At 60.2% G+C, this 13,158-nt stretch carries 14 protein-coding genes and 2 riboswitches; of the genes, 2 read left to right on the plus strand and 12 right to left on the minus strand.

The window, feature by feature from the left end; genetic code table 11:
• Positions 1-2: 2 nt before the first annotated feature.
• The 4 genes from petB to BLQ98_RS01585 all read right to left on the minus strand — a co-directional run bounded on the left by petB (position 3) and on the right by BLQ98_RS01585 (position 3,399).
• Positions 3-1,346 (minus strand): cytochrome b, encoded by a 1,344-nt coding sequence (gene petB / locus BLQ98_RS01570; RefSeq protein ID WP_093731593.1) that lies wholly within the window; start codon positions 1,344-1,346, stop codon positions 3-5.
• Positions 1,347-1,358: 12 nt separating this feature from the next.
• A complete protein-coding gene (gene petA / locus BLQ98_RS01575; RefSeq protein WP_093731594.1) occupies positions 1,359-1,919 on the minus strand; it encodes a ubiquinol-cytochrome c reductase iron-sulfur subunit in 561 nt (186 codons plus the stop codon).
• Between the two features lie 176 nt (positions 1,920-2,095).
• Positions 2,096-2,707, minus strand: coding sequence for a glutathione S-transferase (locus BLQ98_RS01580; RefSeq protein WP_208596002.1), 612 nt, complete (start codon positions 2,705-2,707; stop codon positions 2,096-2,098).
• 68 nt (positions 2,708-2,775) lie between these two features.
• The gene (locus tag BLQ98_RS01585) at positions 2,776-3,399 is read right to left on the minus strand and encodes an FMN-binding negative transcriptional regulator (RefSeq protein WP_093731596.1); all 624 of its coding nucleotides are present in this window, start codon (positions 3,397-3,399) and stop codon (positions 2,776-2,778) included.
• A gap of 66 nt (positions 3,400-3,465) precedes the next feature.
• Positions 3,466-3,621: riboswitch (FMN riboswitch) on the plus strand.
• Positions 3,622-3,696: 75 nt separating this feature from the next.
• Between BLQ98_RS01585 and BLQ98_RS01590 the strand changes: the two genes are divergently transcribed.
• Positions 3,697-4,137 (plus strand): 6,7-dimethyl-8-ribityllumazine synthase, encoded by a 441-nt coding sequence (locus BLQ98_RS01590; protein WP_273098035.1) that lies wholly within the window; start codon positions 3,697-3,699, stop codon positions 4,135-4,137.
• Between the two features lie 27 nt (positions 4,138-4,164).
• Here BLQ98_RS01590 and dxs read toward each other — a convergent pair whose 3' ends face one another.
• The 5 genes from dxs to BLQ98_RS01615 all read right to left on the minus strand — a co-directional run bounded on the left by dxs (position 4,165) and on the right by BLQ98_RS01615 (position 8,590).
• Positions 4,165-6,093 carry a 1-deoxy-D-xylulose-5-phosphate synthase gene (gene dxs, locus BLQ98_RS01595; protein ID WP_093731598.1) on the minus strand — a complete coding sequence of 643 codons (1,929 nt, stop codon included), beginning with the start codon at positions 6,091-6,093 and terminating at the stop codon, positions 4,165-4,167.
• A gap of 16 nt (positions 6,094-6,109) precedes the next feature.
• Positions 6,110-7,042 carry a polyprenyl synthetase family protein gene (locus BLQ98_RS01600; RefSeq protein WP_244148360.1) on the minus strand — a complete coding sequence of 311 codons (933 nt, stop codon included), beginning with the start codon at positions 7,040-7,042 and terminating at the stop codon, positions 6,110-6,112.
• Positions 7,002-7,244 carry an exodeoxyribonuclease VII small subunit gene (locus tag BLQ98_RS01605; protein ID WP_005850957.1) on the minus strand — a complete coding sequence of 81 codons (243 nt, stop codon included), beginning with the start codon at positions 7,242-7,244 and terminating at the stop codon, positions 7,002-7,004. The genes BLQ98_RS01600 and BLQ98_RS01605 overlap by 41 nt, the downstream gene beginning before the upstream one ends.
• Positions 7,245-7,379: 135 nt before the next feature.
• Entirely contained in the window at positions 7,380-8,081 is a 702-nt protein-coding gene (locus BLQ98_RS01610) for a response regulator (protein WP_093731600.1), read from the minus strand.
• Entirely contained in the window at positions 8,078-8,590 is a 513-nt protein-coding gene (locus BLQ98_RS01615) for a MarR family winged helix-turn-helix transcriptional regulator (RefSeq protein WP_093731601.1), read from the minus strand. The genes BLQ98_RS01610 and BLQ98_RS01615 overlap by 4 nt, the downstream gene beginning before the upstream one ends.
• A gap of 160 nt (positions 8,591-8,750) precedes the next feature.
• Here BLQ98_RS01615 and BLQ98_RS01620 point away from each other — a divergent pair, with 160 nt between their 5' ends.
• Positions 8,751-9,620, plus strand: a complete 870-nt coding sequence (locus BLQ98_RS01620; RefSeq protein ID WP_093731602.1) for a branched-chain amino acid aminotransferase — start codon at positions 8,751-8,753, stop codon at positions 9,618-9,620.
• A gap of 83 nt (positions 9,621-9,703) precedes the next feature.
• Here BLQ98_RS01620 and BLQ98_RS01625 read toward each other — a convergent pair whose 3' ends face one another.
• From BLQ98_RS01625 to aroC, 3 genes are all read right to left on the minus strand, one after another.
• Positions 9,704-10,651 (minus strand): cyclase family protein, encoded by a 948-nt coding sequence (locus BLQ98_RS01625; protein WP_093731603.1) that lies wholly within the window; start codon positions 10,649-10,651, stop codon positions 9,704-9,706.
• Positions 10,652-10,761: 110 nt separating this feature from the next.
• Positions 10,762-11,739, minus strand: a complete 978-nt coding sequence (locus tag BLQ98_RS01630) for a DMT family transporter (protein WP_093731604.1) — start codon at positions 11,737-11,739, stop codon at positions 10,762-10,764.
• A gap of 101 nt (positions 11,740-11,840) precedes the next feature.
• Positions 11,841-12,941, minus strand: coding sequence for a chorismate synthase (gene aroC, locus BLQ98_RS01635; protein ID WP_093731605.1), 1,101 nt, complete (start codon positions 12,939-12,941; stop codon positions 11,841-11,843).
• 92 nt (positions 12,942-13,033) lie between these two features.
• Positions 13,034-13,133: riboswitch (TPP riboswitch) on the plus strand.
• Positions 13,134-13,158 lie beyond the last annotated feature (25 nt).

Below are 13,158 nucleotides of genomic sequence, written 5' to 3' on the forward strand. Positions count from 1 at the left end.
CCTTACTCTGCTGGCTTGACCAGCGTCTTGGTGCCGCCGGTTTTTGGCGCGTAATGCGCGTCAAAGTCGGCTTCGATGGTTTCAGGCTGCGCGCCCGGCTTTTCGATCACACCCAGAAGCGGCAGGATCACCAGGAAATACGCAAACCAGTAGGCCGACGCGATGAGAGAGAAGCTAGCATAGGGTTCTTCCGCAGGCATGGCACCCAGCCACATCAGCGCGAAGAAGTCGATCACCAGCAGCGCAAACCACCATTTGAACATGGGACGATAGCGGCCCGAACGCACCGAGGATGTGTCCAGCCAAGGCACCAACGCCATCACCGCAATCGCACCGAACATCGCCAGGACACCAAAGAACTTGGCGTCGATGATGCCACCGGTCACGAAGGACGCAATCTGAACGACCCAGACTTCGGCGGTAAAGGCACGCAGGATCGCGTAGAACGGCAAGAAGTACCATTCAGGCACAATATGCGCAGGCGTCGAAAGCGGATTTGCCTCGATATAGTTATCGGGGTGGCCCAGATAGTTCGGCATAAATCCCACGATCGCAAAGAACACAACCAGGATCACGGCCAGCGCGAACAGGTCTTTCATCACGAAGTAGGGCCAGAACGGCAGCGTATCTTTTTTCGCGTCTTCCTTGCTGGTGCGACGGACTTCAACACCTGTGGGGTTGTTGTTCCCGGTGGTGTGGAACGCCCAGATGTGGACGATCACCAGACCGGCAATCACGAAGGGCAGCAGATAGTGCAAGCTGAAGAAGCGGTTCAGCGTGGCGTTATCAACCGCAGGCCCGCCCAGCAGAAGCGTTTGCAGGCTTTCCCCGATGAACGGGATCGCACCGAACAGACCGGTGATAACCGTTGCACCCCAGAAAGACATCTGACCCCAAGGCAGAACATAGCCCATAAAGCCGGTTGCCATCATCAGAAGATAGATCAGCATGCCGATGATCCAGGTGATTTCACGTGGCGCTTTATACGACCCGTAGTACAGGCCGCGGAAGATGTGCGCGTAGACCGCAACAAAGAACAACGAGGCACCATTCATGTGCATGTAGCGCAGCATATAGCCGCCGTTCACGTTACGCATAATGTGCTCGACGCTCGCAAACGCCGCATCAACGTGAGGCGTGTAATGCATCGCCAGAACGATGCCGGTCACGATTTGCAGCGCCAGACAGAACGTCAGAACAATGCCCCAGATCCACATCCAGTTCAGGTTCTTCGGTGTCGGGATCATCAAAGTGTCATACAGCAGCCCAACAACGGGAAGACGGCTATGAAGCCACTTTTGCCCGTTTGTTTTCGGCTCGTAATGGTCGTGAGGAATTCCAGCCATTCCAGTTCTCCCTTAACCTAATTTGATCGTGGTTTCATCCACGAATTCTGCGACGGGCACCAGCAGGTTGCGCGGTGCTGGCCCTTTGCGGATACGGCCCGCAGTGTCATAGTGAGACCCGTGGCAAGGGCAGAACCAGCCGCCAAAGTCACCCGCGTCGCCCAGTGGAACGCAACCCAAGTGGGTACAGACCCCAACCATGACTAGCCAGTCTTCCTTGCCAATCATCGCCCGATTTTCGTCTGTTGCGGCAGCACCGTTTGCAAGGTTGTTGTTCTCTGCACCTGCGTCCGGCAGATCAGCCAGATCAACCGATCTCGCTTCGTCGATTTCTTCTTGGGTGCGACGGCGGACAAAAACCGGCTTACCCAACCATTTGACCGTGAGCTGTGTACCCGGCTCGACCGCGGACACATCGACGCGGATGGACGACAGCGCCTTCACATCTGCGGACGGGTTCATCTGATTGACCAAAGGCCAGACGGCAGCGCCGACGGCGACCGCACCTGTACCAGCTGTGGCGTAGTAGAGGAAATCCCTCCGGGTGCCTGCGTGATCTTCTGCTTGGGACACGGGTTAACTCCAAATCGAGGGCCTGACGGCCATTAAATCAAGGGGCGGCGCTAACGCACCTCCCACAATTCTTTTGGTTACTAGCGGGCTGCGTCGCGCACGTCCAGATACCTTTGTCGCGCAAACCGTCGCAGTGTTGCATTCCTTCAAGGGTGAAGATCGAATTTTTTGCGCTTTTATCCTGCCGGAGGGGCGGTTGCCTGCATGGATGCCCGCGAATCAAAGCGGCGCGCCCAATCGGCCAGGGCGTCATTGCCCTGGCGCCAGTTGCGCGCGTCATGCCGGAAATCAAGGTATCCCAAGGCGCAACCGACCGCGATCTGCCCCATATCCAGCGGACCGGAAAGCTGGCTGATCCAGCGCGTGTTCAATGCGGAACAAGCGCGGTCAATCTTTGCCCACTGGCCTTCGACCCATTCAGGCATCTGCTTGTCCGCCGGACGCATCCGCCCTTCGTACACCATGGCCAACGCCGCATCCAAAATGCCGTCCGCCGTCGCCTCGAGCGTCAGCGTGTCCCAGCGGCGGCTGCCGGTCGGGTACAGCTTGCCCCCTGCGCGATCGTCCAGATAGGCGCAAATCACGCGGCTGTCGTACAGCGCCGGCCCCTCGTCGCGCACCAGCGCGGGCACTTTGGCGAGCGGGTTATTGGGCAGCAGCGCCGCATCAGCTGCAAGCGGCGTGGTCGTGATATTCTCAAGCGTGAGGTCTTCAAGCTGGCCGGTTTCGTGCAGCAACACCATGACTTTGCGGACATAGGGCGATGTCGGGGAATAGGATAGTTTCATGCGTGTCTCCTCCTCAGGGTTCAGGGGGACTATCACCGTCAACCGCGCCCTGTGCAATCGCTTGTTGATCAGGCGCCTTTGGCCGCGCGCATCTGGCGGGCGAGCGTGCCTGTTCCAGCGCCAAAGCCGTGCGCCTCCACGCCATCTGCAGCCGCAAGCCGCACCGCGTCCGGTTTGTTCTGGCTGAGCTTCCACGTGCCATCGACGCCGGTGATCCGCATCCGGCAGGGCACGATCATGCGCATCATTTTCTGCATGGTCAGGGGGTTCATCTTGGCGGTGGTCCACGGCGGCTTGGGCAGCAGACGGTCCTCGAACCAGGCGGACTGGCGATCCAGCAGGTCCAGCAGCTCTTCTTGCGGACGCAGTTCCAGCGTGCCGGACAGATGCACCGCCACATAGTTCCACGTCGGCACCTGATCGTCGATGTCGTACCAGTCGGGCGAAACATAGCTGTCGCCCCCGCTGATGGCGAGCTTCACCGGCAACGCCGACGTTAGCGCCCGCGCGATCGGGTTTGACCGAACCAGATGCAGGTCGGCCTGATCCCCCGCTTCGTTCAGCAAAAACGGAACATGGCTCATCAATGGCTCATCGTCGCCAGCGGCAGCAAGCACACCAAAACTGCGGTCGCGCGCAAAGGCGATGTTCTTGGCGGTGTCGGCGTCGTGGTAAACGGGATTGGGGTGCATAACGTAGGGTCCAAACTGCAAACGCACTTTTGGTATTGCAGACCTGCCCCCGCCTTGGCAACGTACAAGCATTCTCAGGGCGGGGCGCAATTCCCCACCGGCGGTATGTGGCCCCAGTGTCACGAGCCCGCGAGCGCAACGCGCCCCTAACGGGACGCTTGGTCAGCAGATCTGGTGAGATGCCAGAGCCGACGGTCATAGTCCGGATGAAAGAGAATGCGTTTGCTGCGGCCCCACGGGGTCCGTCCGTAATCGTGATCGCCTTGGGTGACTTGTGTCGCTGACGAAAAAAAGGAGATCACTATGACACACACCCGCTACGCCTTTGTAAAAGCACGCTGGCACGCCGATATTGTGGACCGCGCTTATGACGGGTTTGCAGAATCCATCCCCGCCAGCCAAATCGACGTGGTCGATGTCCCCGGCGCGTTCGAGATGCCGCTGATGGCGCAGACCCTCGCCAAATCCGGCAAGTATGATGCAATCATCTGCGCGGCCTTTGTGGTCGATGGCGGCATCTACCGGCATGATTTCGTGGCGACAGCTGTGGTCGACGGGTTGATGCGCGTGGGGCTGGATACGGGTGTGCCCGTGCTATCCGTATCGCTGACGCCGCATCACTATCAGGAAACCGACCATCACAATGCGATCTATCGCGCGCATTTCGTCGAAAAGGGCCGCGAGGCAGCTTCGGCGGCGCTTGGCATCGTGGCAGCGCGGCAATTGCTCGACGCCTGATACCCCTTTATTGCGCGGGCCTGAGCGTCAGGCCCGCTGCGCCCCGATGCTGGCAATGCCCAGAACATCCAGCACTTTGGCCTCGATGTGTTCGGCGTTCATCCCCGCGACCGCATACATATCGGCAGGGCTTGCCTGATCGATAAAGGTATCGGGGAGCACCATCGACCGGTACTTCAGCCCCGCGTCGAACACGCCCTCATCCGCCAGAAGCTGCGCCACATGGCTGCCAAAACCGCCAACGGCGCCCTCTTCAATCGTAATCAGCGCCTCGTGATCGGCGGCCAGCGACAGGATCATCTCGCGATCCAGCGGCTTGGCAAAGCGTGCGTCGGCGATGGTCGGCGTGATCCCCTTGGCCCGCAGCGCCTCGGCGGCTTTTTCCACCTCTGACAGGCGCGTGCCAAAGGACAGCAGCGCCACGCGCTTGCCCTCGGCGATGATGCGCCCTTTGCCGATCTCCAACGGCACCCCGCGTTCGGGCATGGTCACGCCCGCGCCTTCGCCCCGTGGGAAACGGAAGGCAATCGGCCCATCGTCATAGGCCGCCGCCGTGGCCACCATATGCACCAGCTCTGCCTCATCCGCGGCGGCCATCACGACGAAATCGGGCAGGTTCGCCAAAAACGCCACATCAAAGGCACCGGCGTGGGTGGCCCCATCGGCCCCGACCAGTCCCGCGCGATCAATCGCAAACCGCACCGGCAAACGCTGGATCGCCACGTCATGCACCACCTGATCATAGCCGCGCTGCAGGAAGGTCGAATACATCGTGCAAAACGGCTTCATTCCGCCCGCCGCCAATCCGGCAGAGAATGTCACCCCGTGCTGTTCCGCAATACCCACGTCGAAACACCTGCTGGGGTAGCGTTCAGCGAAAAGGTTCAGCCCCGTCCCGTCCGGCATCGCGGCGGTCACGGCGCAAATCTTGTCGTCGTTCGCCGCTTCGGCAATCAAGCTGTCCGCAAACACACGGGTATAGCTTGGCGCGTTCGACGGCGCTTTCTTTTGCTCGCCTGTCAGCACATCGAACTTGGCGGTCGCGTGGCCCTTGTCGCGGGCGGCTTCGGCGGGGCCATAGCCCTTGCCCTTTTTGGTGATCACATGGATCAACACCGGCCCCGTCGCCCGTGCCTTGACCGTGCGCAACACGGGCAGCAATTGGTTCAGGTCATGCCCGTCAATCGGCCCGAGATAGGAAAACCCAAGCTGTTCGAACAACGTCCCACCCACGGCCATGCCCTTGAGCATATCCTTGGCGCGCTTGGCCCCTTCGCGGAACGGGCCAGGCAACATGCTGACCGCACCCTTGGCTGCGGCCTTGAAGTCCTGAAACGGTTCTTCGGCGTACAAACGGCTGAGGTATGTGGACATCGCCCCCACAGGCGGCGCGATCGACATTTCGTTGTCGTTCAAGATGACGAACATCCGCTTTTTCAGATGGCCCGCGTTGTTCATCGCCTCATAGGCCATGCCTGCCGACATGGACCCATCGCCGATCACCGCAATCGCATCGCCCAGACCTTCGGGGACATTGCCCCCCAGATCACGTGCGACTGAAAACCCAAGAGCCGCGCTGATAGAGGTCGACGAATGCGCCGCACCGAAGGGATCGTAGGGCGATTCACTGCGCTTGGTAAAACCGCTCAACCCGTCCTTCATCCGCAGGGTGCGGATGCGGTCGCGGCGTTCGGTCAGGATCTTATGCGGGTAGCACTGGTGGCTCACATCCCAGATCAGCTTGTCCTTGGGTGTATCGAACACCGAATGGATCGCGACCGTCAGTTCAACCACGCCCAGACCTGCGCCCAGATGGCCGCCCGTCTCTGATACGGCAGAAATCGTCTCTGCCCGCAGTTCATGGGACAGTTTCACCAGCTCTGCGTCCGAGAAATTCTTCAGATCGGCAGGGCGGTTTACACGGTCCAAAAGGGGCGTATCGGGTCTATCGGTCATCTGGCTCTCCACCGGATCAGCTTTTGCGGGCAATAACGAAGCGGGCTGCGTCTCGCAAGGTTTCTCCGTCTGTGCCGTAAGGGGACAGGGCATCACAAGCAGCATCGACAAGATCACGGGCACGGGCGCGGGCGGGGTCCAGCCCCAGCAGCGACACAAAGGTCGCCTTGCCCGCATCGGCATCCTTGCCGACGGCTTTGCCCACCGTGGCGGCGTCGCCTTCGACGTCAAGAATGTCATCCGCGATCTGGAACGCCAGACCAAGGTTGCGGGCATAGCTGCGAAGGGCGGCGGGATCATCGCCCGCCATTACCGGCCCTGCTGTCGCAGCCCATTCGATCAACGCACCGGTCTTGCCGGCCTGAAGCGTTGTGATCTGGTCTAGCGTCAGCGGTTGGCGCGCGGTTTCGGCGGCGATGTCCATCGCCTGCCCGCCCACCATGCCGCGCACACCGGCGGCCCGCGCCAGCCCCGTGACCAGCGCAACCCGTTCAGCATCACCACAGCCCGTCGCCGCGACCAGTTCAAACGCCAGTGTTTGCAGTGCATCGCCTGCCAGAACCGCCGTCGCCTCGTCCCACTTTAGGTGCACTGTGGGCTGACCCCGACGCAGCGCGTCATCATCCATGCAAGGCATATCGTCGTGAACGAGTGAATAGGCATGCAGCGCCTCGATGGCACCGGCGGCGGGGGCGGCCTGCGCATCCATCACCCCGTGCAACCGCGCGCTTTCGATCACCAGAAAGGCCCGCAGACCCTTACCGCCTGTCACAGCATAGCGCATCGCTTCGGCCACAGTGCCGTCCAGCCCGCCAAGTCCGTGCAATATCTGACCAATCGCCAATTCCGCAGCCTTTGGCAGTGCCTCTGCAAAGGGGGGGCGTGTCAGCTCGGCCTCAATCGAGATGTCAAACCCCGCCAACAGGAGCCACTCCGACAGGGTTGCCATCGCCGTCCAGCGTGATCTGCGCGACTTTCTCTTCGGCTTCCTTGAGCTTGGTCTCGCAGCGTTTCTTGAGCTTGGCACCGCGCTCATAGAGCGAAATGCTTTCGTCCAGCGCCACATCGCCCCGCTCTAGCTGGCCCAGAACCTTTTCCAGTTCCGCCATCGCCGCCTCAAAGCTCATCTCTTCTACCGGAGTATCTGTCATTGCTGTGAATCCCATCCATCAAACTTGGCCCAAACATAGCCCGCCCGCGCTTTGGCTTCCAGTGACCGTGCCGATTTATTGGGCGCAAATTCTCTGGCACCAATTTTGCGGATCACCCCCTGCAGCTAGGGAGCGTCAGTCGGGGGCCAGCATATAGCCCGCGCCACGTACGGTTTGCAGATAGCGGGGCTGTTTGGGGTTATCTTCGATTTTGCGGCGCAGACGCGTGATCTGCACATCGACAGCACGTTCCTGCGCCTGCCCGCGGTCGCGACCCAGTTCCTCGACCAGTTTGGATCGGCTGAGCGCCATCCCCGGTTGGGCGGCAAAAATGCGCATCAGCTGGATTTCGGTGGCGGTCAATCGAACCAGATCTTCGCCCTGCCACAGCTCGCCGCGTTCGATGTCATAGCGGATCGCGCCCATCGACAGCACCTTGGGCGTTGCATCTGCAACGCGGGTGTCCGGCATGCGGCGCAGGATTGCGTTGATCCGCAGCAACAGCTCCTTGGGTTCAAACGGTTTTGCAAGATAATCATCCGCCCCTGCTTCCAGCCCATCGATCCGGTTTTCCGTCTCGCCTTTGGCGGTCAGCAGCAGAATTGGTGTTTGCATGGTTTCGCGCAGACCACGGGTCAGGCTCAACCCGTCCTCGCCCGGCATCATCACATCCAACACGATCAGATCAAAATCCAGCCCCGCCAGAATGCGCCGTGCATGGGCCGCGTCGCGGGCCGTGGTCACTAGAAAGCCATGCCGCATCAGAAACTTCTGCAACAACGACCGGATACGTTCGTCATCATCGACGATCAGCAGGTGCGCATCTGCCTCGTTCACGCGCCATTCTCCTTGAGGCGCGTGTAGCTGTGGTGCATTTCAGGGTCCATCATCGCCTCTAGTACGGTGCGGAAACCCGCGACCGCTTCTGGTCCGGCATCGCGGAACGCGCTGCGCATCCGCATCCGTTGTGCATCAGATAATGCCTGTTCGAGCGCGCGCCCTGCGTCGGTCAGATACAAATGCCGCTCCCGCTTGTCGGTTTTTCCCACTTGGCTTTTGACAAGACCATCGGCGATCAACGTGCGCAAGACACGATTAAGGGATTGTTTTGTAACACCCAAAATCCCCAGCAGATTGTTCACCGTCGTGCCCGGTGCACGGTTAATAAAGTGAATTGCACGGTGGTGTGCGCGACCATAGGCCATGTCCACCAGTATCTTGTCGGGGTCGGCCGTGAAACCGCGGTAGGCAAAGAACATCGCCTCGATCCCCTGACGCAGCTGTTCATCCGTCAGGAATAGCAGGTTCTCGCCCGTGTGTGATGATGGGCCGCGTCCGTCCGCCATTTTAGTCTCCCGTTGCTGCGCCAAGAGCTTACGTCAGCGTTATTGACTTTCCAAGTGTCAAAGGCTATCGAATCCCATGTTTTGCGTAATTATATGTCTGCACGCAGCGGGTTTGACGCAATTTTCATAAACCCCAAGGTGCTTTTAGGAAGGATACATCATGGACGGCGCATATGACGATCGCGACGGCAAAATCTGGTTGGACGGCAAAATGGTCGATTGGCGCGAGGCCAATGTCCATATTCTGACCCATGCCATGCACTATGCGTCATCGGTGTTCGAAGGCGAACGCTGCTACAACGGCAAGATTTTCAAAAGCCGCGAACACTCTGAGCGGCTGCGGAAATCGGCACAGTACCTCGACTTTGAGATCCCCTATTCCGTCGATGCAATCGAGACCGCGAAATACGAAATGCTTAAGGCGAACGGCTGGACCGACGCCTATGTCCGCGCAGTCGCATGGCGCGGTGCCGGCCCTGATATGGGTGTCTCGGCGGCGCGCAACCCTGTGCGGCTGGCCATCGCCGGCTGGGAATGGGGCAACTATTATGGCGACGCCAAGATGCAGGGTGCCAAGCTCGACATCTCAAAGTGGAAACGCCCCTCGCCCGAGACGATCCCCGTGCACGCCAAAGCGGCGGGCCTGTATATGATCTGCACCACTTCCAAACACGCGGCAGAAGCCAAGGGTTGTTCTGACGCGCTGTTCATGGACTACCGCGGCTATGTGGCCGAAGCGACCGGCGCGAACATCTTTTTCGTCAAAGACGGCGAAGTGCACACGCCGCTGGCCGATTGCTTTCTTAACGGGCTGACACGTCAGACCGTGATCGGGATGCTCAAAGACAAGGGCCTGACCGTGCACGAGCGCCACATCATGCCCGAAGAGCTGGAAGGCTTTGAACAGTGCTGGCTGACCGGCACCGCAGCCGAGGTCACGCCCGTCGGCCAGATCGGCGACTACACTTTCGAGGTCGGCGCGCTGACCCGCGAGATTTCGGAAGACTACGAAAAGCTCGTCCGGGCCTGAACCGACCCACTAAGACAAAACGGCGCGAGGGTTCACACCCCCGCGCCGTTTTCGTTTCCACACCTGCGATACAGCAAGCCGCCTTAGTAAAGCGCGACCGGATTGATCATCGCCTGCACCGTGCCTTTGATCAGCGGCTGTCCCAGCACGAACATAAACTCTTGCACGCCTTCAGCGACCAGCGGGCCTGTGTTCATGGTTTCCAGAATATAGATGCCATTGTCCTTGAGCAGCGTGACGTGGCCATAGAATACCTTGTCACCTTCTTTCGGCGGAATGGCTTCGAGGCCCCATGTGTCAGCGCCCACGGCCAGCGGGTTCATCGACGCGACAAACACCGCGCCTTCGTTGTTCAGCCCCGGTTCGGTAGACCCCCACGCGCTTGGGTCGCTTTCCATCATGCCATCGGTCCAACCGGTGTGAAACAGCACGATATCGCCTTCGTTCACGGTGACCTGCTGCGCTTCCATCGCGGCGGTGATCTCTGCCTCGCCGAAATGCTCTCCGGCGGCCAGCACGTCCTTGCCCATATGTTTGGCCATATCGATGATCACAGCGCGCCCGACCAAGGGCGGCACAGCGTGGGTCCCTAGTTTTGTCAGGCCGCTGATTGCCGAGATCTCTTTCTCATCCAGACAGTTATAGTACATCCCGTTTTCCCCGAGATGCCCCAGCCCGTCCAGCTGCGACCCGATTCCGATCCAGGTTTGCAGCAGGTCGTCGTTATAGTTGCCTTCATAGCCAAAGGACGACAGTTTTTGCCCACCGTGCTGGTTGGGCTGAACGATTTGCAGGTTCAAAGACCGAGGCGGAAAGGCAGGGGTGTCCGGCCCGATCACGATCCCCAGCGGCATCGATTTGCCCTGTTTGATCAATTTAGCCGCCTCTAGCGTGCGTTCAGTCGAGATCAGGTTGGCCGATCCCAATTGATCCTCCGCCCCCCATTGCGATGGGGCGCAGTCTTGCGCCCATGCGGCAGTTGCCCCGAAACCAATGGATACGGCAGTAGCAATAATCTTGGTTAATTTCATGTTTCCCTCCCAGAAAGCAGGGTGCGGAACACTCAGGAGACCTGCGATTCCACACCCTAGAGGGTCAGGCTAGCACAAAATGCAATCCTGACACGCATTTTCGCGTGCTGTCAGCTTGGGGTTCCTTGGGGGGTGCTGCTCGCCTTGGATTTGGACCGGTCCAGCCCCAATTGCCGTTCCCGCCAGATGATCGCCGCACCGCCGGCGATGACCAGACCCGCCCCGATCAGGATCGCAGGTGTCGGGATTTCGCTGAACAAGACCCAGCCGATCAGCACCGCAAAGATCATTGATGCATAGTCGAATGGGGCCAGCATCGACACCGGCCCATAGCGATATGACGCGGTGATCATGATCTGCGACACCCCGCCGATCATGCCCGACAGGATCAACAACGCCGAGACCTGCCAACCGGGGTTCACCCACCAAAGCGGCTCCCAGTTGATCACCATCCCTGCGGGCAGGGTAAAGAACGACAGGCAGGTCGCGGTGAGTGAAAAGTAGAACACGATGGCCGCCGTGCTGTCGGTTTGCACCAGACGGCGCACGTGGATCTGGACCAGCGCACGCATGATCGACGCAGCAACCACCATAATCGCGCCCATCATCGCCAGTTGCGACACGCTATCCCCGTCCACGGTGAAGCGGGGGTACAAAACGATCAACACCCCGATCAACCCGATCGCCACAGCGGACAGGCGGAACACACGCACCTGTTCGCCCAAGAATATCGCGGCAAAGATCACGGTGAACAGCGGCGTGGCATAGCCGATGGCCGTCACCTCTGGCAGGGGCAGCAGGCTTAGCCCCGCAAAGGTCAGCGCCATCGCCGTGGTTCCAAAGACGCCGCGCCAGACGTGGCCCATCAGATTGCTTGGCTTTAGCCCGTCGCGCAGGTCACCGCTTTGCCACAGCCACAGGATGATCATCGGGAAGGCAAAGAACGACCGATAGAACACGGCTTGGGCGGCGGGCACGGTGGCCGTCGCGATCTTGATGAGGGCCGCCATGACCGAGAACAGGAAGACCGCCCCCAGTTTGAGGGCGATGGCCCGGCCGGGGCGGTGCTCTGTCGTAGTGCTTTGCATGGCGCATGCTTGCGCCTGTGCGTTTCAAGTTGCAAGACCCCGCGTCAACCTGCGCGTGCTATTCCCGCCCATGTGCGAAAAATACGAGCGCCCTGCGCAGCTTAGCCGATGACGCCCTGATTTTCGCCGACCTGACCACGGTGCAGCAGCATGTGATCCAGCAGCACACAGGCCATCATCGCCTCGCCCACGGGCACGGCGCGGATACCAACGCACGGATCGTGGCGACCCTTGGTGATGATCTCTGTGTCTTCGCCGGATTTGGTGATCGTCTTGCGCGTGGTCAGGATACTCGACGTCGGTTTGACCGCGAAACGCAGCACGATGTCTTGGCCGGTGCTGATGCCGCCCAGAATACCGCCCGCATGGTTCGACGAATAGACAGGGCCGTTGGGGCCCATGCTGATCTCGTCTGCGTTCAACTCTCCGGTCAGCATGGCGGCGGACATCCCTTCGCCAATCTCGACACCTTTGACGGCATTGATGCTCATCATCGCAGCGGCTAGATCGGTGTCGAGCTTACCATAGACCGGCGCACCAAGGCCCGCGGGCACGCCGCGTGCCGTGATCTCGATGATCGCACCGACAGAGGATCCGGATTTGCGCAAACCGTCCAGATACGCGGCCCAGTCGTCAGCTGCCTTGGCGTCGGGCACCCAGAACGGGTTCTGTTCGATTTGGTCCCAATCAAACGCATCTCGGTCGATTTTATGCGGGCCCATCTGCACCATATAGCCGGTAATCTGCACATTCGGCGCGATCGCCTTGATCGCTTCGCGCGCAAGCCCGCCTGCGGCCACACGCGACGCGGTTTCACGTGCTGACGACCGCCCGCCGCCACGGTAATCGCGGATGCCGTATTTCTGGAAATACGTGATGTCGGCGTGACCGGGGCGGAACTTGTCCTTGATGTCACCATAGTCTTTGGACCGCTGGTCGGTGTTCTCGATCATCAGCTGGATCGGTGTGCCGGTGGTGACGCCTTCGAACACACCTGACAGGATCCGCACCTCATCCGCTTCGCGGCGCTGCGTGGTGTATTTGTTCTGGCCGGGTTTGCGCTTGTCCATCCACTGCTGGATCATCTCTTCGGTGATCGTCACACCGGGGGGGCAGCCGTCCACCGTGGCCCCCAAAGCAGGCCCGTGGCTTTCGCCCCAGGTGGTCACACGGAAAAGATGGCCAAAGCTGTTGATCGACATGGGATGTGCTCCTTTGGCGGTGATCCTTAACGGGGGCTGCACCATGCCTCAAGGGGTTTCACCTTGCGCGCGGGCGACAGGCGTTCTACCGATAAGGCACCTCGGGGGGCCTGACAGGCTGAGATGTGCGCGCACGGACCCGTTGAACCTGAACCGGTTAACACCGGCGGAGGGAAGGTCTGGATACACCTCCAACGCTTTCTGACGCCGCATTTTG

Source organism: Sulfitobacter litoralis (genome assembly GCF_900103185.1).
In the GTDB taxonomy this organism is placed as follows: Bacteria; Pseudomonadota; Alphaproteobacteria; order Rhodobacterales; family Rhodobacteraceae; genus Sulfitobacter; species Sulfitobacter litoralis.